The organism is Flavihumibacter fluminis (assembly GCF_021491375.1).
Classification (GTDB): domain Bacteria; phylum Bacteroidota; class Bacteroidia; order Chitinophagales; family Chitinophagaceae; genus Flavihumibacter; species Flavihumibacter fluminis.
In genome coordinates, this window is the sequence record NZ_JAKEVY010000002.1 from 467,059 (window position 1) to 490,836 (window position 23,778).

Below are 23,778 nucleotides of genomic sequence, written 5' to 3' on the forward strand. Positions count from 1 at the left end.
TTTTATACCCAGATTCATTTGACTCCTTCTGTAAAGTGTGAATTATATAACATATTTCTGAAGTTGTGTAACAGTTTGTCCGCTTATTTGTGTCAGCTTTGTGAAATGAAAAATATAAAACAACTAGTACTTTCCATTCTTGCTCTAACTTCAGCAGCAGTGATGAATGGACAAGCCACTGATGCATCTTTCATGATTGATAAGGTGAATCAGCATGCAGTAATGATTACATTAAACCAGACAGAGGAAATGGCCAGGGATGCCCTGCAATTGAGACTCGAAAGGTCTGGATTAAAGAAGAAAATGAGAAGGGGAGTAGTTCGGTATAAGGAAGTAGTGCTTTCTGAAATCAGTCCGGAAAAAATTGATATCTATACTAAAATTGAAAAGGGGCAAAATAATAGCAGTGTAGTTTATATGGCTGTATCAACAGGGTACAATAATTTTGCTAATAGTACAGATGATACTCTGATCAATCAAAATGTCAAAGCGTATCTTGAATCATTGGTTATGTATACCAATTCCTTCTCTGATGATGTTGATATTTCCGCTCAGATCAAAGATTTAGGAAAGGAGGAAAAAGAACTTGAGAAATTAATGGAGGAGCAAAAAGACCTTCAAAAACAAAAGTTATCTGTCGAAAACAGACTTAGAGAATTGGATCAGGAAATCAGATTGAAAGGTGAACTGATCAGTAAAAATAAAGCAGCTCTGGAAGCAGCCAGGGTGAAGCGAAGTGATCCTAAAAATAAATAATATGCAACCCCCTTTCCTAAGTGCAGGAACAATTGTTTATGAGCACAATATGATAAATGAGCCTTTATTTGATTTATCTTCTGATGAAATCCCTTCACATGGTAAAGAGGGTAAACGAAGTTTTGGAATAATTGATCTTTGGATCATGCGAAAGAAAAGACGTTCTTATAGAATGTACCGTAACAATTTTTATTGAGGAGAGTTAATTCAGTGAATATCAGATATGAAAAGTTTTTTTTAGACTCCTTCCTTTTTTCATTCTGAAATGCACAAAAAATAACACAATAACAACAGGAATCGTACAGGCTGCTACAAGTAAACTCCAATCAATATGAAAGATTCCTCTCAGGTAATAATATAATATCCCATCAATTAAAATACAAAGAATGGCCGCTCCAAGAAATACATACGCTATCAGATTGATACCTTTATATTTAGAATGGCGGATGATTTTAATTAAAATAGCAGCTAGAAAAGTGGCTGCAAAAATTAGCGGTATTCCAACTTTTATCGACCAGTTAATACCATCGGTTATTAAATCAAAAAGAAAAAGTAAAATGATTGATAGCGTTAGGCCGCCTGCAAGTTGAAATGTCGTCCTCTGCTGCCAGAAGGTAAACATCGAAATGTAAGAAAATACGGTCAGGCAGATTGCTGCCGGATATTCCGACCACGTAATGTTGCTATTAAGAATACAATCAATTACAATAGCTGCTACAATGGAAGAAAGCAGTATAAGTGAAATGATCTCCCAGGTAAACTTCTTTTCCGGGGGACTCATTTTTTTTCCATAAACAATAAACTCTTTCCCAGCTGTATCAGGGATTGACGCAATTTCTGAATTACCGGTTGCTTGTCTGCATAAAGGACAAACAGTCATCGTCTCTTCCAATTCAACCCCACAGTTACGGCAAATGTTCATGTCAGTTTAGTTTAGTTGTACCAGGTTAGTTTTACCGCTATGCCCTGATTGGTTAAAAATGAAAGAAATCTTCGCTCCAGTTCTTTTGATACCGTTATGTTGCAAAATGTCAAATTCAATTTACCATTAAAACCTGCTGCAGCACAATTCACTTTTAGTATATCATTTGGAGGTGGAGGGATAAATATAAATTGTTTTATCAGGGAATTTATTTCTGTGCCTAAATCAATATTCCCCATATTGGTAACCACACCACTATATTGCTTCGTTCCCCGGGAATACAAAATGGATAGAAAAAGTGATTTAATAAATAATGGAAGGGTTCTTACAAGTAGATTTTTTTCTCCGCTTACATTTCTCGATATCATTTTACTGATTAGTTTCCTATCGGTTTCTAATCGAACCTGGTGAAAAACAATTTTCACTATTTCTTCAAAACTATAATGCCCCAGGTGCAGATCTATGCCTGGCATCACATAGAGTGAAAAATTCCGCATGGTACGGGATGGGAAAATCCTGCGCAGATTTACCGGAACTTCGATACGAATTATTTTATTTGAGCGGTGTTTTTTTAATGAAGATTGTTCTTCATATAGTTCTTGCAAAGAATGCAGGTAAACGGCTACCAGGTAGTCTGTTATACTTACTTCATATTCTTTTGCCTTTGCAGCAATACTTTTTACTGGTAGTTCTGCAGTCAATATTTTAAGTCGGGGGCGATCATTTAACCTGAAGGGTACATGAAATGCATTCGGTTGCCTTTGATTTACACTATCAATTTTTTTGAAATATCGATTATAGGCATCTTCATACTCCTCTTCCTTCGGAATATCCTCCGGCTTGTGAAAGGGCAATTCCTGCGGAAGCTGAACCCCCGTCTTTTCGAGGTAGAGAAATAATAAGGTTTTTAGAAACTCCAATGCGCCAGTTCCATCCGTAAGAATATGCGAGAATTCAACGCTAATTCGATTAGCCTTTACCAATATTCTGAATAAGAGCTCCTGTTTTTCAAATGCGCGACAGGGTGTATCACTATCAGGAATTACTGTAAATGGAAGATCAGCAGGTTCCAGGTAATACCAGAAAAAGCCCGCTTTAAGGGTAACTTTATAATACGGAAACCGATTCTCGAGGCTTTGAATGGCTTCAATGAACTGTTTTGCTTTCACCCTCTCCTTCAAATCAACAGATATCCTGAAAACGGCGGTTAATTCCTGGCTTTTTACTGCCGGATATATTTTGGCTGCATTGTCAAGCCTTAACCAAAAATCGGTAAAGTCCTGCATTTCTTATTATTTGTGAGGGCAGTTGATTAACAGTTCATCGGGACAGATACCTGTTTATAGTAGGTACCTTACGGAGTAATTAGGATAACAATCAAACAAATCAGGTGGCAAGTACCCAAAGTAAATTATTCAATTTTATGCTAAGAATGGTTGGCAGGAAAAAGTTTCTCAGTCAACGATTCGCTTCTGGCAGGTTTCAGTTTTTCAACCGGTCTCACCCACCGGATTCATTGCAGGATATTTGCACTATCCGGCAATACCAGGTTAATAATCGAAATGTATTTGAATTAAGTTCAAAGTACGCAAAAGCCTCCGGCAGGCATATTCTTTATTTTCATGGTGGTGCTTATATTAGCGGTTTCCTTTCTTTTCATTGGAAATTTCTGGCCCGGCTGGTAGAAAAAACAGGCTGTACCATAACTGCTCCGGATTATCCATTGGCTCCGGAATATACCTACAAAGAATCCTTTGCAATGGCAGAATGGATTTACAACAAACTACTCCATACGCATGCTCCAAGTGACTTGATATTGATGGGGGATTCAGCTGGTGGAGGGTTTGCGCTGGCACTTGCTCAAAAAATTCAATCAGATTCTCTTCCCCAACCTGATCAGATCATTTTGCTTTCACCCTGGTTAGATATAACGCTAAGCAATCCTCAACTCAAAGAATTTAAGGGTGTTGAACCTTTTTTAGGTATTGAAGGGCTTAGGACCGTCGGAAAGCTATATGCCGGAGATACGCCTCCGGATTATTACCTGCTTAGTCCGGTTTATGGATCTTTTGAGGGATTGGCAACCATTTCAGTTTTTATAGGCACCAACGATATTCTCCTGGCAGATGCCAGAAAACTGAAGATTCAATTAGACTCCCTGGGAATTGAATACAATTTTTTTGAATTTGAAGAAATGCCACATGCCTGGATGTTTATGAATTTCCCCGAATCGAAAAAAGCACTGCAGCAGATTATTGAATTAACAAATAGAAAACTGAAATAATCAATAGTTTTCTCCGGGTAAAATGGAGTTTTTAATAAATCCTGTGATAGGAATTTACTCCTATAAACAAAAAAGTACCGGCAGCATAACAAAGAACATCCCAGCCATCTGCAGTAAAACGATTGCTAAGAGCCGGAAAAAGCAGTTCACCTAATATGGAGAGCAGCACAAAATAGCCGGCGATATGCAGAAGTGGTAAACGGTAGTAGGCATCCTTAAGAAGAACCCTGCGCTCCCATACAATCAGTTGCAGAATAATGGGCAAACAAACCAGGGCGTCCAAATAATTATCAACCTTTTCGATTCGCACATGGAAACATTTTTCCAATAGCTGGTGCAGGATAAAAAGGAACAAACAGCTGCCGAAAAGAAAAAACTCTTTTTTCATATCAAAAAGCAGCCATAAAAACAAAGATTAAAATTACCAGGAGCACTGGGGAGAGCAATAACATAAGCAGCAGAATAGGTAGCTTGATTATGAATACCAGGATCTGAACCAGGGTGGGTTGTTCTTTATCAGGCTTCATCCAGGTTACGGCCTTATTTAACAATTTCCGGATGCCCGATTTTATTTCTTCCAGGAAGCTTTCGTCCTTGTCCGGTATTGGCATTTGATCCATGAGTCAAACTTACCACTATCAGCTGACCCATCAACTCAAAACGACAAAGCACCTCATTTGAGGTGCTTTTTGCGGACCGGACGGGACTCGAACCCGCGACCTCCGCCGTGACAGGGCGGCATTCTAACCAACTGAACTACCGATCCTTCCAACAACCTGAAACTCTGCGATTTAGATCCCGTTGTTTCAAATTGGGATGGCAAAGATAAAGGGATTTCCCAATTCAAAACAAAACTTTTCCTAAAAATTTTTCAACCCTTAATTTTACACCACAACTGATAGTATGCCAGAGAATAAAAACCGACAGTTTTTAGATTTTGAAAAACCTATTAAAGACCTTTTTGATGAAATCGAGAAGCAAAAGATTTCATCCGAAAAAACGAAAATTGATAATTCCGATTACATAAAGAAACTGGAAGATCAGGTGCTGGAAACCCGCCGGCAGATCACTGAAAACCTGACCAGCTGGCAAAAGGTTCAGCTCAGCAGGCACCCTGACCGTCCCTATACGCTGAAGTATATCCAGAAGATGACCACCAATTTCGTGGAACTCCATGGAGATCGAAATGTAAAGGATGATAAGGCCATGGTTGGTGGATTTGCCCAACTGGATGGCGAAACCGTGATGTTCATAGGTCAGCAAAAAGGGATCAATACCAAAATGCGCCAGCTCCGGAATTTCGGTATGGCCAACCCGGAGGGCTATCGAAAAGCACTTCGACTCATGCGCCTCGCCGAAAAATTCAATAAACCTATTGTTACGCTTATTGATACTCCGGGTGCTTATCCCGGACTGGAAGCGGAAGAACGTGGCCAGGGGGAAGCCATTGCGCGCAATATTTATGAAATGATGCGCCTCAAAGTTCCTGTGATCTGCGTAGTTATTGGAGAGGGTGCATCAGGTGGAGCCCTCGGGATTGGAGTCGGTGATCGGGTGTTCATGTTGCAGAACTCCTGGTATACCGTGATCTCTCCGGAAAACTGTTCCTCTATTCTTTGGAGAAGCTGGGCGCAAAAAGAAAAAGCAGCAGACGAACTGAAACTTACTCCCGATCATATGGTCAGCTTTGGCCTGGTAGATGGCATCGTACCAGAACCTATAGGCGGTGCTCACTGGGATTATAATGAAGCTGCGGCCAACCTTAAAAAAGTGCTGATTGAAACCCTGAAGGAAATTAAACAGGTGCCCGCAGAAGAGCGGGTGCGTTTGCGCATCGAGAAGTACAGTAAAATGGGCTTCTGGGATGAATTGCCAGTTTAATTATTCCTCATCAATCAACTTTTTACTTTTTAAAAATGAATCTTAGACAATCTCTTCGTGGTACCGGTGTAGCTATCGTAACTCCTTTTACAGCTACCGGTGAAGTCGACTATACAGCACTTGAAAACCTGATTAATTTTCAGTTAGGTAATGGTGTCAATTATATTGTAACCTTGGGCACTACCGGGGAAACGCCCACGCTTAGCAAGGAAGAAAAAAAGGAAATCATCCTCTTCACGTATGAGAAAGTTGGCGGTCGCGCTCCTATAGTAGTAGGAGTGGGTGGTAACAATACACAGGAACTCGTGAAAGACCTGGCCAGCTTACCGCTTGATAAAGCAGCTGCCGTATTAAGTGCCTGCCCATATTACAACAAACCTTCACAGGAAGGAATCTTTCAGCATTACAAAGTGCTGGCAGCAGCATCTCCCAAGCCGGTGATCCTGTACAATGTTCCTGGCAGAACGGGCCGTAATATGGAAGCTTCCACCACGCTTCGCCTGGCACATGAAGTTCCCAATATTGCAGGAATCAAAGAAGCCGCGAACAACCTTCCGCAGTGCATGCACATCCTGAAAAACCGTCCGGATCATTTCCTGGTTTGCAGTGGCGATGACGATCTCGTAATGCCACAACTTTCCCTTGGAATGGACGGAGTAATTAGTGTGATCGCCAACACGCTTCCAAAGCAGTTTACAGAGATGGTAAATGCAGGATTAGCCTTTGATTTCGCAAAAGCAAAAAGTATCAACGACCAGTTGCTGGAAGCCTATTACCTGTTGTTTGCGGAGAACAATCCCGCAGGCGTGAAAGCATTTTTGGCAGAGCAGGGATTGATCACCAACACCCTGCGATTGCCACTGGTTCCACTCAGCGCTGAGCTGCAGCAAAAAGTGGCGGCTTATCTCAAACAACTTTCCTGATGCTTAGAGCCAGACTGGCACTACTACTGCTCCTTTATTTTTCAGTTGCGGATGCGCAGTTTTCAACTGCAAGTCCGCAGGTTCAGATAATGGATTCGGGCTTCCCGATCAAGTCGCTTGGTCGGGAACGCCGGATCTGGATCTACCTGCCCGCCGACTATGCCAGCTCCGGTAAGCGATACCCGGTGCTTTACATGCACGATGCTCAAAACCTTTTTGATGCAGCTGCTTCTTTTGCCGGCGAATGGGGGGTAGATGAAGAACTGGACCGGATGAAACTCCCAATGATTGTTGTTGGTATTGATAATGGCGGGATGAAGCGTATGAATGAATACAATCCCGAAGATCATGAGCGCTTTGGAAAAGGAGAGGGAAGGGCTTACCTGGAATTCCTGGTGAAAGAACTCAAACCCTATATTGATCGTCAGTATCGAACCAAAAAGCAGGCAAAGTATACCGGCATTGCAGGATCTTCCATGGGTGGATTGATATCCTATTATGCAGGCATCTGGTATCCTAAAAGCTTTGGAAAAATAGGGGTGTTGTCACCTTCCTTCTGGATTGCTCCCAATCTGCAAAAACGCACTGCGGAAAACATTCATCCCCGCAGGCACAAACATCAATTCTATTATTTCTATGCCGGCGCCAAAGAGTCCAAAACCATGGTATCCGATATGGAAGCGATGATCACTATCCTGCAGAAAGCTGTTCCTTCTACCCAAATCACGAAGCGCGTTTCTCCCATCGGCGAACACAATGAAGCAGCATGGAGAAGCGAACTGCCTCATTTTCTTAGGTTTTACCTAAGAAAATGAGGTGAGACGTGAGATGTCAGATGTGAGACATTCCCGTCTCCCGTCTCCTTTGTTTCCTTTGTCTCCTCTTCCATGCCCCTTCTCACGTCTGACGTCTCACATCTCACTTTAGTATCCTATAAGTCGTTCCTTCCAATGCCAGCTGCGTATTCTCAAACACCTCCCTGGCTTCGTCTTCAAATTGCTGGAGCTTTTCGTATTTGGAACTGAAATGTCCTATTAAAAGGCGACCGACTTTGGCTTTGCTGGCAATGGTAGCAGCTTCATGCGTAGTGCAATGAAATCGTTTTGCAGCTCTCTCGGCCAGGTCTTTCAGGTAGGTTGTTTCATGGTAAAGCAGATCCACCCCTTTCACTGCTTCAATCAGACTTTCATTGTAACAGGTATCTGCTGAGTATGCATAGGAGTGCGGGGCAGGAGCAGGATCGGTAACCCATTCATTGGGAATTAGGGCGCCTGTTTTGGTGCGATAATCCTCACCCCATTTGAGGCGGTCATAGAAGATGGCTGGCACTTCATGCTGGATTGCTTTCTCCGGATTCACCTTTCGCGGCGCTTTCACCTGGTCGAACCGAAATCCCCAGCAGGGAATGCGATGGCTGGTTGCAAAAGCTGTCACCCGAAATTTATCATTCTCCACCAACACCCCGGTTTCCAGGGGATGAAAATGCAGCGGATAAGGCAGTAAGGTATCAGCAACTTTCAATTGAAGGTTGATTATCGTCAATAAATCAGCTGGCGCATATAAATGCAAATCCAGTTCTCTACCCAATAACCCCATGCTGGTTAGCAGGCCAATCAGCCCGAAATAATGATCCCCATGCAGGTGTGAGATGAAAATGTGCTGGATCTTACTGCGCCGGATCTTGTATTTGGCCATCTGCATCTGGGTGCCTTCACCACAATCAACCAGGAACAGGTGTTCATCCAGGGTCACAATCTGTGCCGTGGGATGCCGGTCAAATGCAGGAAGGGCCGAGTTATTGCCCAAAATGGTAACAGCCATCATAGGTTAATCGTTGTTGAATAAAGGTTCTCCGTCATCGAGTAATTCCCGTTCAATTTCTTCCATCTGAACTATATCCCAGGCTTCCGATTCCGTAGGAGTAGGACTCAAAATCTCGAGCAATTGCTGCTCATCAAGATAGTTTTCCACCTGTGGTTGTAATTCGCAGATCACAAAAGAAGCATTGTTTTCATAAAACGACTGCTGTATCTTGACCAGGGTTTCAGCAACAGGAAGTTCTATCGCCTCAACGGGATTAAGATTCAATACCAGGTTTTTAACGTCATTTTGCAGGTATCCAACCAAACTTGCCTCCAGTTCCGCTGTCATATTAGCAGTCAATTTTGGTTCCAGGACGGTAATGGCATGAAATTTCTCCTTGGTATCAATTTTGACCTGCATATAGTCTGAAATTTAGTGTTGATTTTAACGTTATTTCGATAGCGGCGAAGCAAACCTAAACTCAAAAATATTCGTTATTATTGTATAACACACAACTACTTATAAAATGGACAACAATTTTTCAGCCCAGGTAAAGGAGATCATCTCGTTCAGCAGGGAGGAGGCGTTGAGGTTGGGTAATGATTTTATCGGTACGGAGCACTTGCTGCTTGGGCTGATAAGAGAAGGTGACAACACCGCTGTCCGTATTCTGAAGAGTTTTAATGTGGATCTGTATGAACTGCGAAAGGAAGTGGAACTGGCAGTGAAGGATAAAACAGGAAAGAATATAGCCAATATCAATAGTTTGCCTCTCACCAAGCAGGCAGAGAAAGTGATTCGGGTTACTGTTTTGGAAGCAAAAGCATTGAAGAGCCCGACTGTTGAAACAGAACACCTCATGCTTTCTATTCTCAAGAACAAAGAAAATATCGCTACCCAAATCTTAAATCAATTTGACGTGGACTACGATTTATTCCGAAATGAACTCGGCGTTGTTAAGAGCAACGATGTGAGAAGTGAATATCCGGATGAGAATGAAGATGATTTTGATGAAGAGAAAAAATACAGCCAGCAGAAATCCAAACAGGCAGGCGCTACCAAAAGCAAAACGCCAGTATTGGATAATTTCGGTCGCGATATCACCCGCCTGGCTGAATCCGGTTCTTTAGATCCTATCGTTGGTCGCGAAGAAGAAATCGAAAGAGTATCTCAGATTCTGAGTCGCCGTAAAAAGAATAACCCCATCCTGATCGGTGAACCCGGTGTTGGTAAAACCGCTATCGTGGAAGGCCTTGCACTTCGCATTGTACAGCGAAAAGTATCCCGCGTACTGTTTGATAAGCGCGTGATTTCGCTGGATCTTGCTGCACTGGTTGCTGGTACCAAGTATCGCGGACAGTTTGAAGAGCGCATGAAAGCCATCATGAATGAGCTAGAGAAAAACCGTGATGTGATTCTCTTTATCGATGAGATTCATACCATCGTTGGTGCAGGTGGTGCAAGTGGTTCACTGGATGCTTCCAACATCTTCAAGCCGGCTCTTGCACGTGGCGAATTGCAATGTATTGGTGCATCTACACTGGATGAATACAGAATGTATATCGAGAAAGATGGTGCACTTGATCGTCGATTCCAGAAAGTAATGGTAGATCCTCCTAGTGTGGATGAAACCATCATGATCCTGAACAACATCAAATCCAAATACGAAGAATATCACAATGTGAATTATTCGGATGATGCGATTGATGCCTGTGTGAAGCTGAGTGACCGGTATATGACGGATCGCCTGCTGCCAGACAAAGCCATCGACGTATTGGACGAAGTAGGTGCAAGGGTACACCTGAAAAATATCAATGTACCAGACGAGATCCTGGAACTCGAGAAGAAGATCGAAGAAGTGAAGAATGAAAAGAACAGGGTGGTAAAAAGCCAGAAGTTCGAAGAAGCAGCCTCCCTGCGTGATACAGAGAAACGCTTGCAGGAAGAACTCGAAAGAGCCAAGGCGCAGTGGGAAGAAGAAAGTAAACACAAGCGCTATCCCATTAGCGAAGAAGATATTGCTGAAGTGGTGAGTATGATGACCGGCATTCCCGTGAAGCGTATGGTGCAGGCAGAAAGTGAGAAGCTGAAGAAAATGTCGGATGATATGCGCGGCATGGTTATCGGTCAGGATGAAGCCATTCAGAAAGTAGTGAAAGCCATCCAGCGTAACCGGGTAGGATTGAAAGATCCCAAGAAACCGGTGGGTACCTTTATCTTCCTGGGACCAACTGGTGTTGGTAAAACAGAGCTCGCACGTTCTCTTGCCCGCTACATGTTTGACAGTGAAGATGCGCTGATCCGGATTGATATGAGTGAATACATGGAGAAATTCACCATCAGCCGATTGATTGGAGCGCCTCCGGGTTATGTGGGTTATGAAGAAGGCGGACAGCTGACAGAAAAAGTACGCCGCAAGCCATATTCCGTAATCCTGCTGGATGAAATCGAAAAAGCACACCCGGATATTTACAATATCCTGCTGCAGGTGCTGGATGATGGCCAGCTGACTGATGGACTAGGTCGTAAAGTGGATTTCAAGAACTGTATGATCATTATGACCTCCAATATTGGTGTTCGCCAGTTGAAAGATTTTGGTGATGGAGTTGGGTTTGCAACTGCCGCCCGATCTGCCAGTTCGGAGGAAAACAATAAGGCAGTGATTGAGAAAGCGCTGAAGCGGACCTTTTCACCTGAGTTTTTAAACCGTATTGATGATGTGATCATTTTTAATTCACTTGAAAAAGAACATATTTTCCAAATCATTGATATCCTGTTGAAAGGTGTGCTCAAGCGACTGAACAACCTCGGCTTCACACTCGAGTTGACAGAAGAAGCAAAAAACTTCATCGCTATAAAAGGATATGATATTCAGTTTGGTGCGAGACCTCTCCACCGGGCATTACAGAAATACCTGGAAGATCCATTGGCAGAGGAGATACTCAATATGACTATCAAACAGGGTGATGTGCTGATCGCTGACCTGGATAAGGAGAATAATAAAATATTCTTTACCCTGAGCGAATCTGCTCCTAAAAAAGAGAAATCAGCATCCTAAGATTCTAAGTAAATTCTAATACAAGGCTACCCGAAATGGTAGCCTTTTTTTGTATTTTAAAGAACATGACCAAGCACCTGAAAAAAGAAGAAAAGCCATTTTATTTCAAAGTATTAACTGTGGGTTGTCTCCTGCTGCTGCTGGCCAACTGGATACTTGCCATTGTTACGTATCCTTCTCTGCCGGATACCATTCCTTCTCATTTCAATGCCAGGGGAGAAGTTGATGGATACAGTTCCCGTGCTACTTTATTCCTATTGCCTGCTGTGGCTACCTTTTCATTATTGATTTTGTTGCTGGTGGGACCTCTGAAGTCAAAGTTCAGTAATCTCTCCACCACCGTTTATTCAGTCCCCTTACAACCCATGACCGAAGCGCGTTTGTTAAAAGTGATTGCATTCCTGACGGCTATATTATTTTTGGTAATTGAGACTTTAATCATTCAAACCGCCAAAACCGGTCAACCCCCCAGCCATTTTTACTGGGTCTTTATCCTGGCCGGTATTCTTGTCATCTATCCCTTCATCGAAATGGCCCTCGACAAAAAGAAGAAATCCTAATCTTTCATTTCTCACGTCTCACGTCTCACATTTCACTTCTTTTCACGTCTCACATCTCACGTCTCACTATATTTGCTCCATGGCTGGTAAAAAGAAAATCATCATCACCATTGACGGATGGAGCAGTTGTGGCAAGAGTACCGTTGCAAAACAATTAGCTAGGGAATTGAACTATGTCTATATTGACAGCGGTGCCATGTACCGCGCCATCACCTTGTATTTTTTACGTAATCACATCGACTGGACAAATACTGAGGAAGTAAAGGGTGCACTTAAAAACATTCAGCTGGATTTTCGGTACAATGAACATAGTCAGCAATCAGAGATTTTCCTGAATGATGAAAATGTGGAATATGTAATCCGCGACCTGGTTGTAGCTGAAAAAGTAAGTGAGATCGCTGCCATCCGCGAAGTACGTGAGTTTGCAGTGAAACAGCAGCAGTCCATGGGTAAGAAGAAAGGCATTGTGATGGATGGCAGGGATATTGGAACGGTGGTATTTCCCAATGCCGAATTAAAAATCTTCATGACGGCCGACAATGCTGTTCGCGTAGAACGCCGGTTTAAAGAGCTCTATGAGAAGAATCCGAATGTCACCATCGAGGAAGTAAAAAACAACCTGGAAATGCGTGATTATATCGACAGCAATCGCGAAGTTAGTCCGCTTCGCCAGGCAGCAGATGCATTGGTGCTGGATAATTCCAAACTAACTATGCCGGAGCAACTGACCATTGCACTCAACTGGGTAAAGGAACGCCTGCCTGCCTGATTTCCTGGCTTCCTTCAGCTTTTCCCGATCTCGTAAATGCATTTCCTCATCGCGTAAACAAGCGTGTATTCTGCAGGATAAATTTGCGCCTTATAAAATGTAAGGACGAAGATGAGGCAAATAGTATTGGTAATTGTATTGACTTTCAGTGTTTTGGGTTCAATCGCCCAAAACGGCACGGCAATTTTAAAAGGGAAAATCACCACAGCAGATAAAAAGCCCGGCGAAGGTGTGACGGTGGTTTTACAACCCATCAACCGTACAGTGCTTGCGGACAACGGAGGAAATTATAACTTTTCAGGTCTCGAGGCTGGAGAATATACCCTTCTGGTAAGCCTTGTTAGCTATGAAGATATTACCCGCACAATTGAGCTAGCTGCCGGGGAAACCAAAACAGAAGACATCCAACTCAATCTTTCCAACCGCGAATTGAATGAAGTGGTGGTTATTGGGAATAAAAACAGTTTTAAAACCAACCGGGTTTCCAATTCCCTGAGGCTGGGCAGCAGTCTGCTGGAAACGCCACAGAATATCCAGGTAGTTACTTCCAAACTCATTAACGACCAGCAGATTTTTGATATGCTCGAAGGCGTTACACGTAATGTGAGTGGGGCCTCAAGAGTGGAGCACTGGGACAACTATGCGCGTATAACCATGCGCGGTAGTAATGTTGGAGCTTTCAGAAACGGAATGAATGTATCCACTACCTGGGGGCCCTTAACTGAAGATATCAGCATGGTGGAACGTATTGAATTTGTAAAAGGTCCGGCTGGTTTCATGTTATCCAATGGCGATCCTGCAGGCTTCTATAATGTAGTTACCAAAAAGCCAAGCGGTCGTAACAAAGGTGAAGTAACCATGAGCCTGGGAAGTTTTGACCTGTATCGTGCAACTGCTGATATAGATGGAAAATTGACGGAGAATGGCAAACTGTTATATCGTATTAATGTTATGGGACAACTCAAAGGCTCCCATCGCCAGTTTGATTTTAATAATCGCTATAGCATCGTTCCGGTGCTGAAGTATCTGATTGATGATCGTACTTCTGTAACATTGGAATATACTCACCAGTTCTCGGAGGTAAATCTGATTGGTTCCAATTACCTCTTTTCCAAAAGAGGTTATGCAGATCAGCCCAGAACCATGACCTTGGCGGAATCCAGGATGCCTGCAACCAGAATGCTGGATAGAAGTCTGCTTGCCATCTTTGATCACAAATTGAATGAGAACTGGAAATTAACCGCACAGGCTGCTTATTTCAATTATAACCAGGAAGGCGCTTCTCTATGGGCGGCCGGATTTGACCCCATTAACGATAGCTTATTGCAACGTTCTATGAGTAGCTGGGATGTATTGGGTACCAGCAAAATGGGGCAGTTATTCCTTAATGGGGAAGAGCAAACCGGTGCAATCAGTCATAAGATCCTGGCAGGACTGGATATGAGTAACAAAGAGTATTTCCACGACTGGAATCAATATGCGATGCTGGGACTTCCTACGTTTAACGTTTATAAACCAGTATACGGACAGGGCTCCATTCTGCAGGTAGATCGCAGTAAAGATATCCGTGAAAGAGGAGTTCGTTATTATAATGGTTATACCGGGTTTTATGTGCAGGATGAAATGGGTTTCCTCGATGATAAACTGCGGTTGACCCTGGCCGGTAGAATCACACAATTAAAAACCGGAGATGTTTATTCCGGTGATTTTAAACGTAGCAAGTTTACACCGAGAGTAGGGGTTAGTTATTCTATCGATGCCAATACAGCTGCTTATGCACTCGTTGACCAATCCTTCATGGAAAACTATGGAGTAGATGAAACCGGTCGTGTTTTTGATCCTGTAACCGGAACCAATATGGAACTCGGCATCAAAAGAGATTGGATGAATGGTAAATGGAATTCCGCTCTTACGGTATATCAAATCAAACGTGATAATGTTCTGGCGGCCGATCCCAATAAACCTAATCCTGCAGGAGGATTTTTCAATACAGAAACGAGGCAGGAAACAAAAGGAGTGGAGGTGGATATCAAAGGTCAACTGCTGAAGGGACTGGATGTGATTATCAACTATGCTTTCACGGAAGCAAAAGTGGTAGATCATCCAAATAAAGCAGCCATCGGCACGCAGGTAGCTGGTTCAAGTCGCCATATTCAAAACGCCTGGCTGAACTACCGCCTGGATCGTGGAAAATTAGCCGGATTTGGTGTGTCGCTAGGTTATCAATACCAGGCAAAAAGATCCCCCTGGTTTGTGTTTGATGGTACGGAAAACAGTTTGCCGGATTATTTCAGAATGGATGGAAGCCTTTCTTACCAGCGCAAGAATATTGGATTTAACCTGGTCGTAAATAATATTCTGAACAAATACCTGTATTCTGGTGCACCGTATGCCAATTTCTTCTATTGGCAGGCAGAGCCGGGAACCAATGTGCGATTCTCGGTTGGGTATAAATTTTAATGCGAAATCCAGTTGTCATGACCTTCAAAAAAATTATAGGAAAACTGCATCTTTGGCTGGGACTGATATCCGGTGTTTTGGTTGTTTTTCTTGGTATCACAGGCTGTTTGCTTGCTTTTGAAAAGGAAATCAGAAACCTTACGGAGTCTTATCAGTTTGTTGAAAAACAGGATAAACCTTACTTGCCTCCTTCACAATTAAAAGCTATTGCACTAAAGCACCTGGATGGACGTCCTGTTGTGGGATTGGAATATGGAAGTCCGGGTAAAGCAGCTTTTGCTGCGTATTATGATACCGTGGCCTATACCATAGTTGCGATGAATCCGTATACCGGTGAAGTGCTGAAGGTGAGAGACATGACAAAAGATTTCTTTCGCATTGTATTGAAAGGACATTTTTATCTGTGGTTACCCCCAGCCATCGGCAGGCCTATTGTGGGTTCAGCAACATTGGTGTTTTTAATCATGCTGATTAGCGGCATCGTATTGTGGTGGCCAAAGAATAAGGCAGCCATCAAGCAACGCTTTTCCATTAAGTGGAATGCGAAATGGAGAAGAGTGAATTACGACCTGCACAATGTATTGGGTTTTTACATGAGCTGGATTGGGATTTTCCTCGCAATAACCGGACTTGTTTGGGCCTTTGATTGGTTTGCAGATGCAACTTACTATACGACCTCTGGTGGTAAAAAAAGACCACCACATGAGCATCCGGTTTCCAATCCAAAAATTCCGGGGAATACAGACCAGGTGGCTGACGAGTTATGGGCGGCGCATTTAGCCAATATGAGTGAAAAAGAAAGTATCACGGTGTTTTATCCGTTTACAGAAACTGATCCGTTGGAAATGGGTGTCAATCACCGGCCTGGCACTTACTACAAAGTAGATTATTATCACTACGACCGATACAGTGGTGAAGAATTACCTGCTACCGGTTCTTATGCAGGGGGCTTCGATGAAGCCAGTGTCGCAGATAAACTCGTCCGCATGAATTATGATATCCATGTTGGAGCGATCTTAGGTTTACCTGGTAAATTCCTTGCTTTCTTTGGAAGTCTGATAGCAGCATCACTCCCTGTAACCGGATTTCTGTTATGGAGAGGAAGAAGAAAAAAGCAAGCTAAATCTCAGGTGGCAGTAGGCAAAGTAATTTTGCAACCTGTTTTGTGAAAATTTACTTCAACAATGAGCCAGATCAACCTATCCTCTATGAAAGTTATTGGTATTACTGTTAGAACCTCAAATGCTGCAGGTGCACCCGGAACGGATATCCCGGAACTTTGGAATCGTTTTTTGTCGGAAGCAATATTATTAAAGATCCCGAACCGGATTAACGATACAATTTACTGCGTATATACAAATTACGAGGGCGATCACACTAAACCCTATACAACACTGTTAGGATGCCAGGTAACTGAAATGGATACTATTCCACATGGCACGACCGGTATAGAGATTCCAAAAGGTATTTACGAACAGGTATCAGTTACCGGGAATTTAATGAATGGAATTGTATTTCAAGCCTGGATAGATATCTGGCAGCGCCCATTAAATAGAACCTATATCGCGGATTTTGAAGTCTACGATGAGAAAGCAGCTGATATGTCCAATGCAGAAGTGAACATATTTGTGGGTGTTCAGAATTGAATGGTCGTCAATACAGGTAAATGATCTGAGTGCAGCACCGCAGGAACTTCCGATTGAACAGGCTTCCCTTTCAACCTCGAATTGAAGAAAATATAATCAATTGTTTTAAGAGGCGCTTCTGTTGGGAAACTGGGTTGATCCAGACCTGAGGCTACAGTCAATTGCGATAAGAGCAGTTGAATTTCAGGTTGTTCAGGTGTTGCATTCAGATCTCCCATAAAAATGGCTGGCAGTTTCCTTTTTTTCAGATACTGCAACACTTCCTTCGCCTGTTTCAATCGGGTTGCTGCATCCAGTGCGAAATGCGCATTGGCAAAAAGCACCCGACCTATAGCAGGAATATCCACTTCTACCACTATTAGCGCCAATGATTGCCTAAGGCTATCCGGTTTTAATAAACTCAACCGGATATTCTCCACTTTTTTGATGGGATAGCGCGACAAAATTCCTTGTCCGTATGCACCTCCCTGATAGGCAAAATGCCGTACGAAAGCAAAATGCATCCCGGTAATGGCAGCCAATCGTTTCATCTGGTCGATTTGCCCGGAACGGCTGCAGACGCTGTCCACTTCCTGCAAGCCAACCAGTTGAGCCTTTGTGCCCAGGATAAAACACCCAATAGAGTCCAGGGTATTTCGCTCGTCTTTATCCGCACCGTGGTGAATATTATAACTCATAACGGTGATGCCTGGTTGTTGACCAGCAACTTTAAGTCCTGCAAACATTACCAGGACTGCCAATAAATAAGCCATGAATTTATTTGTGCTGCATATTACGCACTTCATTCCACACAAAATCTTCGATTTCATCAAAGAGAAAGCGTTCCCTTTTTCTGCCTTTGGTCTCTTCTTCGAATTTGTTGGTGAGGTTGAGTGCCAGCTTGTACATTTCATCAGTGGCAGACTGATCCAGCATTTCAGAAAAACTCTTGGGTTGTTTTCCTTCTTCCAGGCTACGGATATAACATAATACTTCTACTACCTCAAAATGTGTTTTTTGCCAGGATTCAAAACCGTTTGGAAATTCCGGTGTTCCCATGTTGAATAGTTTTAGATTCTCGTATTCAACTAAATTTAACTCATTTACCGGTATAAACAAGTTTTCTGAAATCTCCTCCACTACCGGCACCCAGGAAGATTCCGATTTTACCAGATTTTGCAGTCCGTAAACGGCTTACTTTCATAGCCGGGCTTGCATTTCCATTGATAAGAGCAATAACTTCGGTATCAGTAACGTGGATGGTCATACTAAACCAGTTATTGGGCTCCGGAGGAAATTGTATGGCATTTTCAAACTCGGCATTCCGTTCGTCTCTCAATTTCTTCCAGGTAAATTCCGGATGTGCGATGTACTGGATTGAATGAATTCTTCGAACAGAATCTGTAGCCAGGAAATTAAAGGGACGGCAATACACTGCTTCATAGGTTGAATCATTTTGTCCACTGAAAGCCAGCCCGACAAAACTTTTCTGGATCTCATCCTTGCCTCTTAACTCCAGTGTGAAGGTACCGGTAGAAAGGTTCTCAACCGGCAACCAGACAATGCCTTCTCCTTTTGTTTCCGAAACTTTGATATAATCAGACTGTTCATCGGTTTCGATACTGATCGTTCGGTTAATCACGACCAGTTTGCCCTTTTTATGAAATTGAGAGAGTCGAAGGGTTTTCTGTGCGGATACCGAACCTGAAAGCACCAGCAGTCCAACAAGTAGTGTAGTTATTTTATTCATAAGTTTTATAAAGTTGACCGCAAATACTGTCAAATCCCTTAAAATAGAATGTTAAGAGTGATGAACTTGATAAGCTGAAAAATTCCGATACGAACTTTTGCGTATTGCAGTAGTCTGGAATTAGCAGGATTTTTATTCCAATTTTAAAATCCAGTATATGAAATGCATTCCAGTGTGGCTGGTGATATGCACCGGCTTATTTATTTCCTGTACCAAAAGCAAAGAGGATGGCTCCCCAACCAATGCAACCTTTGATCTAGTGGAACAACTACCTGGGGAACCGCGCTTATATGAACAGGCCGATCTGGTCATCCACAATAATCAACCCTTTGTTAGTGCTACCAGCTCGGAATTCGGCAACCGAAACAGCGTCTTTCTCTTCCCTCTGCAGGATGGCTGGCGCAAATATGAACAACCCAACCAGGAATTTGTACTGCTTACCTCTTTTAATAATATGCTTTACGGCATCATGGAATTTCGGGAACCTTATCAGGCGGGACAGGTTTCCACTTTCCGGTATTCCTATTTTCTGTACAAGTGGATCAACTCGGCGTTTGAAAACATAGCCCGACTTGACTTCACCGATCATAACGGAGTGGCTCAATCGCCTTTGCAGAATCTGCGCTGGTATAAAAACCAGGGCAGACTGCAACTTGTTGCGCAACAAAGTAATGGTACCAGTTTTCTATGGAACCTCACGCTGGAACGTTTTGATCAGAAACAGGAAATCGGTAACTCCGGACTCAACCAGATCGTGATTCCTTCCACTGCTGGTATCAATTTCACTTCTTACCGACAGATCAACGGAGCTTTTGACCGGCTGGATATTGTTCAGAATTATTTCTTCAATGGTCAGTCTTTACAGGCTGGCAAGGAGCATTTGTTTCAGGAAACCCTGGACGGCAGTTTTGATAATACTTATCTGTTTTATGCAGGCATGGGTAATGCCTTGTATGGAATACGTGCCAATCAATTGCGTAACCTGGATACAGATCAAACCATAAAAGAGTTAGCTGATGGATTGAGTTTTCAGGTTTCCAGCATTAAATCTGCAAACGGTAAGCTCTATATCCTGATTGGAAAAGGCGATGCGGACTGTAAAAAACTGGGTGTATTTGATGGCGCCAATTTTAAAGAATATGCCTACTCCCTGCCCGCTGAACTGGATCCCTGCTCCCGCCTGCTCGATGTGGAAGAAGTGAATGGAAAGCTCTACTGCCTGCTCCTTAGTAACCGGCAACTGGCAGTTGTACAGCGACCGTTTTAAGAAATCCAGTTGTTGCGCATTGCCGCATTGATGGCACTTACTTTATTGTTCACCTGCAACTTTCGGTAAATATTTTCCAGGTGCTTCCGAACCGTTCCTTCGCTGATCTCCAAACTGGCCCCAATCTGCTTATATCCCAATCCGTCTTTTAATAATTCTAGTAATTCGATTTCTCTTGGGGTTAGATGGCAGTCAGCTTGCTGATCGGGTCGCTTGGGTTTGGAAGCTTCTGCAGCACGAATATAGTTCAAAGCTTTCAGCGCAATACTGGCCGACATGGCAGCCCCTCCAGCAATGGTTTGCTGAATGAATGAGATCAGTTCGGTACCGGTTTCATCTTTCAGCAGGTATCCGCTGGCACCGGCTAATATCGATTGAAAGATTTTTTCATCATCATCAAAAGTGGTAAGCATGATGACCTTACAATGGGGGTAACGTTCTGCTATATGCGCAGTAGTCTCAATACCATTGAGCTCGGGCATTTCAATGTCCATTAATACCAGGTCAACGGACTGACTTTCCATTTTTTCCAGTAGCTCGGCCCCATTGCCCGCTTCAATACAAACCTCGACAGTTGGATCCTGTGCCAGTTTTTGAACAATGGAAATTCTTGCCCGGGCATTGTCTTCTGCTATCGCAATTTTAATAGACATAGTACAAATCTATTGATTCAATGAAGCATTCGTTCTACGCAATACTGCGTATCAAAGGGAACTTAATTTTCAGCCTGGTCCCGTTTCCTTTTTCACTTCGGATATCCAGGGTCCCATTGAGTTCCTTCACGCGTTCCCACAGGTTCCGAAGGCCTGATCCCATACTCTCATTGCTTGTATCCATTCCTGCTCCTGAATCACTAACGCTGGCTTCCAATAGACCATTTTCCGCTTCTAACTGAACAGTCACCATGCTGGGACTGGCATGTTTTAGTGCATTAGTTACTCCTTCCTGGATAATGCGAAATAAATGCGTTGCAATTTGGTTGCCCAGCACCAGGTCAGGATCACCGGTAACAGGCAGCACTTTTACCTGCGCGATTTTTTTATAAAAATCAATGAGTTTGGAATTAAAAGCAGATAGACTCACTTCCGGATTGTTCATCAACCATACCGTTTTTCGCAATTCGGCAATTGTTTCATCCGTCAGTTGGCGAATATCCTGCAAGGGAACGGATGGAGCAGATCCTTCATCCGCCTGCTCAACTGAGGCCTTGATAAAAGTGAGATAAGACCCGATATTATCATGCAGCTCGCGGGAGATTTGCATGCGCTGATCATTGAGTCGCGCCATCTCCTGCGCTTTTGCTCTTAGTTTTTGTTGCTTGAGGTAGAGAAGTGGAATTATAATTCCCAATAACAGTAGTACACTCACTCCACTTAAAGCCAGGTTTCGGAATCGTAAACTGGCTTTGCTTTTTTCCAGGGCTGCGTCTTTCTGTGCCGACTGATACCTGGTTTCCAATTCGGCTGAAGCTTTGAGCATTTCATTTTCTGTAAAGCGATTTTTCTCTGCTTCATGAAGTCCCAGATAATATTGCATACTGTCTGCCCGCTGGAGTCCTCCATAGGCAATAGCCGTTTGGAGGTAGATGCTGATCAGTTGCTCTGATAATCCGCCTGCTGCTGCAACGGGCAGCGCCTGTTTCAATTGTTCCAGCGCAGACTTGAAAGATCCGGTAGCATTATAAGCAATAGCGAGCGTGGCTCTGGCACTGGCCAGTTCTCCATCGAGTCCTATGGATTTACGCAGTTCGATACTCTGTTCTGCCAGGCGAATCGCTTCAGCAAACTCTTTTTTTCCAATGAAAATATTACTCAGGTTATTGAGCGCGGCAGATTGCGCATAGAGGTTTTTGGAGGCCCCGGCAATATCCTGCGCTTTGCGGTAATAAATCAATCCGTTTGGGGTGTCCTTTGTTTTCAGGTAGGTATTACCAATATTTACAAGCGTATTTGATAATTCGTAGGAACGGTTTAGTGATTCCAGCAACCCGGCGCTTTGGGTTTGATACTCGATGGCTTTTGCATAGTTGCCCATCGTGAAATACAAGGATCCGATATTGCCCTGCACCTGGGCAGATTCAAATACCTTGCGCTCTTTTTCATAATAAGCCAGGGCCGATGTGAACTGCAGCATGGCACTGTCCAGTTTCCCTGCTTTATAATAACAGTTACCTAATTTAAGCTGGATGGATGCCGTGCCGCTGGAATCCTTCAATGATTTTCGAATCGCCATACCTGTGGATAGTTCTGAGATAGCGGCATCCAGATTTCCTTTAAGCAGCAGGGCAGTGCCATAATCATTGCGGGCCTGTGCTTCCAGGGTTGGATTGGATATCCTGGAAGCTACAGCTACAGCCTGCTGACCGTAATGGATAGCCGAATCTATGGAAACAGGCAGGTAGGCCCAGCAGAGATCGCTGAGGAGCTTAGCCTGTTCAGCTGCATTGGTTGTCTTTTTGAAAACAACTTTCAGGGAATCGGTTTCGGAATTGTTTTGTGCCATCAGCAGCAATGCATTCAGCACAAAGGCCAATAGCAGTACTGCAGGTTTAAAAACTATGTACATACGGTGGTTGGGTTCTGAAGTGAATTTAAACAATTCACACAAACGGAGAGGTATATACGCAGTAATACGAAGAATTGCGTATTGTGGATGGACTGGAATGTCTGGATTTTTACTGAAAAATGTATTTCCCCATGAAAAAAATCCTATTCCTGTTATTACCAGCCAGTTTATTAGTAACCGAATCCGCGTTCAGCCAGGTTACAGAAAAGGAAGCCAGTAAGTTTTTTGCTCCCAAAGGCAATCATCGATCTCCATTCAAAGGCGAAACAGAAGCCTGTTTAACCAGTGTGAATCTGCAATTCAAACTTGCCTCGCGCGAATACATTGAGAAGCGGGGAGCCGGCAATATTATTTCCTGGGCCTTCCTGGAGGGTATCGATGAACAATTGATGCAGGAGATTGCGAATGAATATTACCTGCGACTCGCAGCGAAATTGAAAGAAAATGGAATCGGGTTGTCCGAGGAATATCAAAATACAGATGCCTACAAGAAATTAGTAGAGAAAAATTCAGACCGCAACCGGGAAGTGTTTAAAAAGAACTGGGGTGTTAGTCGCATCATTACGGCCAATGAAGCTCCCTATATTGAATATCCGGTAGGTATGATGGGGCCACATTCTTCTTTGGGTAATGATTTGAAGAAGCCGGTAGGGCAGGTATTCATCACCATCGACTTTGCTGAGTTTGTATTGAAGATCAGTCAGTCGGCCCGCGATATCCAGGGTATTACCACCACCAAATCCAAATCCACCCTGATTCCGCGAATCCGGATTGAAGGGGTGTCGCAGGGTGCCAAGATGCGGGGCGATGGCAGTTATGCCATGTTTACCGGCCGCAACTGGGGGTATACCAATGCCATCATGCCAAATGATAAAGCACTGCATTCAGATTTGGGATATGCACTGGAAACACAGGCCAGTAAAGGCATGCCGGAAACCATGAAGCGCTTTAAGTCAAATGTGGCGGGTGATATGGCAGCCATTTTCAGTGGCGGACTGGTAGGTAATGGTCGCGCTACCGGCGAGTTCACTTACACGGTAAAAGCTGATCCGGCCTTGTACAAAAAAGCAGTGCTGGATGCATTGGATACCTTCAATAATTACCTGGTAGCTTATATCAGCGCAAATCGCTAGTGAAGTTGGTTTTTCCTGGCTC

Annotated in this window: 24 protein-coding genes and 1 tRNA gene; 13 read left to right on the forward strand and 12 right to left on the reverse strand. The window is 43.4% G+C overall.

Features of this window, described 5'->3' with window-relative positions; all coding sequences use genetic code 11:
* The first annotated feature begins 105 nt into the window (after positions 1 to 105).
* Positions 106 to 756, forward strand: a complete 651-nt coding sequence (locus L0U88_RS08240) for a hypothetical protein (RefSeq protein ID WP_234865436.1) — start codon at positions 106 to 108, stop codon at positions 754 to 756.
* A gap of 217 nt (positions 757 to 973) precedes the next feature.
* On the opposite strand, the gene L0U88_RS08245 is transcribed toward L0U88_RS08240, so the two are convergent.
* On the reverse strand, positions 974 to 1,678 hold the full coding sequence (locus L0U88_RS08245) for a DUF6320 domain-containing protein (protein WP_234865438.1): 705 nt from the start codon (positions 1,676 to 1,678) through the stop codon (positions 974 to 976).
* An 11-nt stretch (positions 1,679 to 1,689) separates the two neighbouring features.
* Complete coding sequence (locus L0U88_RS08250; protein ID WP_234865440.1) at positions 1,690 to 2,964, reverse strand: hypothetical protein; 1,275 nt, start codon at positions 2,962 to 2,964, stop codon at positions 1,690 to 1,692.
* A 137-nt stretch (positions 2,965 to 3,101) separates the two neighbouring features.
* On the opposite strand from L0U88_RS08250, the gene L0U88_RS08255 reads away from it, so the two are divergent.
* A complete protein-coding gene (locus tag L0U88_RS08255; RefSeq protein WP_234865442.1) occupies positions 3,102 to 3,962 on the forward strand; it encodes an alpha/beta hydrolase in 861 nt (286 codons plus the stop codon).
* A 31-nt stretch (positions 3,963 to 3,993) separates the two neighbouring features.
* Here the strand turns inward: L0U88_RS08255 and L0U88_RS08260 are convergent, their stop codons facing one another.
* The 3 genes from L0U88_RS08260 to L0U88_RS08270 form a co-directional block, all read right to left on the reverse strand.
* Positions 3,994 to 4,350 (reverse strand): hypothetical protein, encoded by a 357-nt coding sequence (locus L0U88_RS08260; protein ID WP_234865444.1) that lies wholly within the window; start codon positions 4,348 to 4,350, stop codon positions 3,994 to 3,996.
* 1 nt (position 4,351) lies between these two features.
* Complete coding sequence (locus L0U88_RS08265) at positions 4,352 to 4,582, reverse strand: hypothetical protein (protein ID WP_234865446.1); 231 nt, start codon at positions 4,580 to 4,582, stop codon at positions 4,352 to 4,354.
* Positions 4,583 to 4,654: 72 nt separating this feature from the next.
* A tRNA-Asp gene (locus tag L0U88_RS08270) sits at positions 4,655 to 4,728 on the reverse strand.
* A 137-nt stretch (positions 4,729 to 4,865) separates the two neighbouring features.
* Here L0U88_RS08270 and L0U88_RS08275 point away from each other — a divergent pair.
* Genes L0U88_RS08275 through L0U88_RS08285 form a run of 3 tightly spaced genes read left to right on the forward strand, consistent with a single transcriptional unit; the run spans position 4,866 to position 7,581 of the window.
* Positions 4,866 to 5,843, forward strand: coding sequence for an acetyl-CoA carboxylase carboxyltransferase subunit alpha (locus L0U88_RS08275; RefSeq protein ID WP_234865447.1), 978 nt, complete (start codon positions 4,866 to 4,868; stop codon positions 5,841 to 5,843).
* Between the two features lie 35 nt (positions 5,844 to 5,878).
* Positions 5,879 to 6,766, forward strand: a complete 888-nt coding sequence (dapA, locus tag L0U88_RS08280; RefSeq protein WP_234865449.1) for a 4-hydroxy-tetrahydrodipicolinate synthase — start codon at positions 5,879 to 5,881, stop codon at positions 6,764 to 6,766.
* The gene (locus L0U88_RS08285; RefSeq protein ID WP_234865451.1) at positions 6,766 to 7,581 is read left to right on the forward strand and encodes an alpha/beta hydrolase; all 816 of its coding nucleotides are present in this window, start codon (positions 6,766 to 6,768) and stop codon (positions 7,579 to 7,581) included. The genes dapA and L0U88_RS08285 overlap by 1 nt, the downstream gene beginning before the upstream one ends.
* A 103-nt stretch (positions 7,582 to 7,684) precedes the next feature.
* On the opposite strand, the gene L0U88_RS08290 is transcribed toward L0U88_RS08285, so the two are convergent.
* Positions 7,685 to 8,590 (reverse strand): ribonuclease Z, encoded by a 906-nt coding sequence (locus L0U88_RS08290; protein WP_234865453.1) that lies wholly within the window; start codon positions 8,588 to 8,590, stop codon positions 7,685 to 7,687.
* Positions 8,591 to 8,593: 3 nt separating this feature from the next.
* Entirely contained in the window at positions 8,594 to 8,989 is a 396-nt protein-coding gene (locus tag L0U88_RS08295; protein WP_234865455.1) for an STAS domain-containing protein, read from the reverse strand.
* Positions 8,990 to 9,095: 106 nt separating this feature from the next.
* Here L0U88_RS08295 and L0U88_RS08300 point away from each other — a divergent pair, with 106 nt between their 5' ends.
* From L0U88_RS08300 to L0U88_RS08325, 6 genes are all read left to right on the forward strand, one after another.
* Positions 9,096 to 11,627, forward strand: coding sequence for an ATP-dependent Clp protease ATP-binding subunit (locus L0U88_RS08300; protein WP_234865457.1), 2,532 nt, complete (start codon positions 9,096 to 9,098; stop codon positions 11,625 to 11,627).
* A 65-nt stretch (positions 11,628 to 11,692) separates the two neighbouring features.
* Complete coding sequence (locus L0U88_RS08305) at positions 11,693 to 12,187, forward strand: DUF1648 domain-containing protein (RefSeq protein WP_234865459.1); 495 nt, start codon at positions 11,693 to 11,695, stop codon at positions 12,185 to 12,187.
* A 79-nt stretch (positions 12,188 to 12,266) separates the two neighbouring features.
* The gene (cmk, locus tag L0U88_RS08310; protein WP_234865461.1) at positions 12,267 to 12,956 is read left to right on the forward strand and encodes a (d)CMP kinase; all 690 of its coding nucleotides are present in this window, start codon (positions 12,267 to 12,269) and stop codon (positions 12,954 to 12,956) included.
* Positions 12,957 to 13,067: 111 nt separating this feature from the next.
* Positions 13,068 to 15,416: a TonB-dependent receptor gene (locus tag L0U88_RS08315; RefSeq protein WP_234865463.1), complete on the forward strand. Its 2,349-nt coding sequence runs from the start codon at positions 13,068 to 13,070 to the stop codon at positions 15,414 to 15,416.
* 17 nt (positions 15,417 to 15,433) lie between these two features.
* Positions 15,434 to 16,585: a PepSY-associated TM helix domain-containing protein gene (locus L0U88_RS08320; RefSeq protein ID WP_234865465.1), complete on the forward strand. Its 1,152-nt coding sequence runs from the start codon at positions 15,434 to 15,436 to the stop codon at positions 16,583 to 16,585.
* Between the two features lie 15 nt (positions 16,586 to 16,600).
* Complete coding sequence (locus tag L0U88_RS08325; protein WP_234865467.1) at positions 16,601 to 17,062, forward strand: GyrI-like domain-containing protein; 462 nt, start codon at positions 16,601 to 16,603, stop codon at positions 17,060 to 17,062.
* On the opposite strand, the gene L0U88_RS08330 is transcribed toward L0U88_RS08325, so the two are convergent.
* From L0U88_RS08330 to L0U88_RS08340, 3 genes are read right to left on the reverse strand one after another with little or no spacing between them, the layout of a single operon-like run.
* The gene (locus L0U88_RS08330) at positions 17,053 to 17,814 is read right to left on the reverse strand and encodes an endonuclease/exonuclease/phosphatase family protein (protein ID WP_234865469.1); all 762 of its coding nucleotides are present in this window, start codon (positions 17,812 to 17,814) and stop codon (positions 17,053 to 17,055) included. The genes L0U88_RS08325 and L0U88_RS08330 overlap by 10 nt on opposite strands.
* Before the next feature lie 4 nt (positions 17,815 to 17,818).
* Positions 17,819 to 18,100, reverse strand: a complete 282-nt coding sequence (locus tag L0U88_RS08335; protein ID WP_234865471.1) for a hypothetical protein — start codon at positions 18,098 to 18,100, stop codon at positions 17,819 to 17,821.
* Positions 18,101 to 18,140: 40 nt separating this feature from the next.
* On the reverse strand, positions 18,141 to 18,791 hold the full coding sequence (locus L0U88_RS08340; RefSeq protein ID WP_234865473.1) for a hypothetical protein: 651 nt from the start codon (positions 18,789 to 18,791) through the stop codon (positions 18,141 to 18,143).
* A 157-nt stretch (positions 18,792 to 18,948) separates the two neighbouring features.
* Between L0U88_RS08340 and L0U88_RS08345 the strand changes: the two genes are divergently transcribed.
* Positions 18,949 to 20,058, forward strand: a complete 1,110-nt coding sequence (locus tag L0U88_RS08345; protein WP_234865475.1) for a hypothetical protein — start codon at positions 18,949 to 18,951, stop codon at positions 20,056 to 20,058.
* Here the strand turns inward: L0U88_RS08345 and L0U88_RS08350 are convergent.
* A complete protein-coding gene (locus L0U88_RS08350; RefSeq protein ID WP_234865477.1) occupies positions 20,055 to 20,711 on the reverse strand; it encodes a response regulator in 657 nt (218 codons plus the stop codon). The two genes, L0U88_RS08345 and L0U88_RS08350, sit on opposite strands and share 4 nt — an antisense overlap.
* 34 nt (positions 20,712 to 20,745) lie before the next feature.
* Positions 20,746 to 22,623: a tetratricopeptide repeat-containing sensor histidine kinase gene (locus L0U88_RS08355; protein ID WP_234865479.1), complete on the reverse strand. Its 1,878-nt coding sequence runs from the start codon at positions 22,621 to 22,623 to the stop codon at positions 20,746 to 20,748.
* Positions 22,624 to 22,754: 131 nt separating this feature from the next.
* Here L0U88_RS08355 and L0U88_RS08360 point away from each other — a divergent pair, with 131 nt between their 5' ends.
* The gene (locus L0U88_RS08360) at positions 22,755 to 23,756 is read left to right on the forward strand and encodes a hypothetical protein (protein WP_234865481.1); all 1,002 of its coding nucleotides are present in this window, start codon (positions 22,755 to 22,757) and stop codon (positions 23,754 to 23,756) included.
* Positions 23,757 to 23,778 lie beyond the last annotated feature (22 nt).

Bases quoted from the DNA above. Each gene is read 5' to 3' on its own strand.
- dapA (WP_234865449.1), top strand. From the start codon at position 5,879: ATGAATCTTAGACAATCTCTTCGTGGTACCGGTGTAGCTATCGTAACT.
- L0U88_RS08250 (WP_234865440.1), bottom strand. From the start codon at position 2,964: ATGCAGGACTTTACCGATTTTTGGTTAAGGCTTGACAATGCAGCCAAA.
- L0U88_RS08305 (WP_234865459.1), top strand. From the start codon at position 11,693: ATGACCAAGCACCTGAAAAAAGAAGAAAAGCCATTTTATTTCAAAGTA.
- L0U88_RS08360 (WP_234865481.1), top strand. From the start codon at position 22,755: ATGAAAAAAATCCTATTCCTGTTATTACCAGCCAGTTTATTAGTAACC.
- L0U88_RS08240 (WP_234865436.1), top strand. From the start codon at position 106: ATGAAAAATATAAAACAACTAGTACTTTCCATTCTTGCTCTAACTTCA.
- L0U88_RS08255 (WP_234865442.1), top strand. From the start codon at position 3,102: ATGCTAAGAATGGTTGGCAGGAAAAAGTTTCTCAGTCAACGATTCGCT.
- L0U88_RS08300 (WP_234865457.1), top strand. From the start codon at position 9,096: ATGGACAACAATTTTTCAGCCCAGGTAAAGGAGATCATCTCGTTCAGC.
- L0U88_RS08325 (WP_234865467.1), top strand. From the start codon at position 16,601: ATGAGCCAGATCAACCTATCCTCTATGAAAGTTATTGGTATTACTGTT.
- L0U88_RS08275 (WP_234865447.1), top strand. From the start codon at position 4,866: ATGCCAGAGAATAAAAACCGACAGTTTTTAGATTTTGAAAAACCTATT.
- L0U88_RS08320 (WP_234865465.1), top strand. From the start codon at position 15,434: ATGACCTTCAAAAAAATTATAGGAAAACTGCATCTTTGGCTGGGACTG.
- L0U88_RS08315 (WP_234865463.1), top strand. From the start codon at position 13,068: ATGAGGCAAATAGTATTGGTAATTGTATTGACTTTCAGTGTTTTGGGT.
- L0U88_RS08290 (WP_234865453.1), bottom strand. From the start codon at position 8,590: ATGATGGCTGTTACCATTTTGGGCAATAACTCGGCCCTTCCTGCATTT.
- L0U88_RS08295 (WP_234865455.1), bottom strand. From the start codon at position 8,989: ATGCAGGTCAAAATTGATACCAAGGAGAAATTTCATGCCATTACCGTC.
- L0U88_RS08350 (WP_234865477.1), bottom strand. From the start codon at position 20,711: ATGTCTATTAAAATTGCGATAGCAGAAGACAATGCCCGGGCAAGAATT.
- cmk (WP_234865461.1), top strand. From the start codon at position 12,267: ATGGCTGGTAAAAAGAAAATCATCATCACCATTGACGGATGGAGCAGT.
- L0U88_RS08330 (WP_234865469.1), bottom strand. From the start codon at position 17,814: ATGGCTTATTTATTGGCAGTCCTGGTAATGTTTGCAGGACTTAAAGTT.
- L0U88_RS08355 (WP_234865479.1), bottom strand. From the start codon at position 22,623: ATGTACATAGTTTTTAAACCTGCAGTACTGCTATTGGCCTTTGTGCTG.
- L0U88_RS08245 (WP_234865438.1), bottom strand. From the start codon at position 1,678: ATGAACATTTGCCGTAACTGTGGGGTTGAATTGGAAGAGACGATGACT.
- L0U88_RS08285 (WP_234865451.1), top strand. From the start codon at position 6,766: ATGCTTAGAGCCAGACTGGCACTACTACTGCTCCTTTATTTTTCAGTT.
- L0U88_RS08260 (WP_234865444.1), bottom strand. From the start codon at position 4,350: ATGAAAAAAGAGTTTTTTCTTTTCGGCAGCTGTTTGTTCCTTTTTATC.
- L0U88_RS08335 (WP_234865471.1), bottom strand. From the start codon at position 18,100: ATGGGAACACCGGAATTTCCAAACGGTTTTGAATCCTGGCAAAAAACA.
- L0U88_RS08345 (WP_234865475.1), top strand. From the start codon at position 18,949: ATGAAATGCATTCCAGTGTGGCTGGTGATATGCACCGGCTTATTTATT.
- L0U88_RS08340 (WP_234865473.1), bottom strand. From the start codon at position 18,791: ATGAATAAAATAACTACACTACTTGTTGGACTGCTGGTGCTTTCAGGT.
- L0U88_RS08265 (WP_234865446.1), bottom strand. From the start codon at position 4,582: ATGGATCAAATGCCAATACCGGACAAGGACGAAAGCTTCCTGGAAGAA.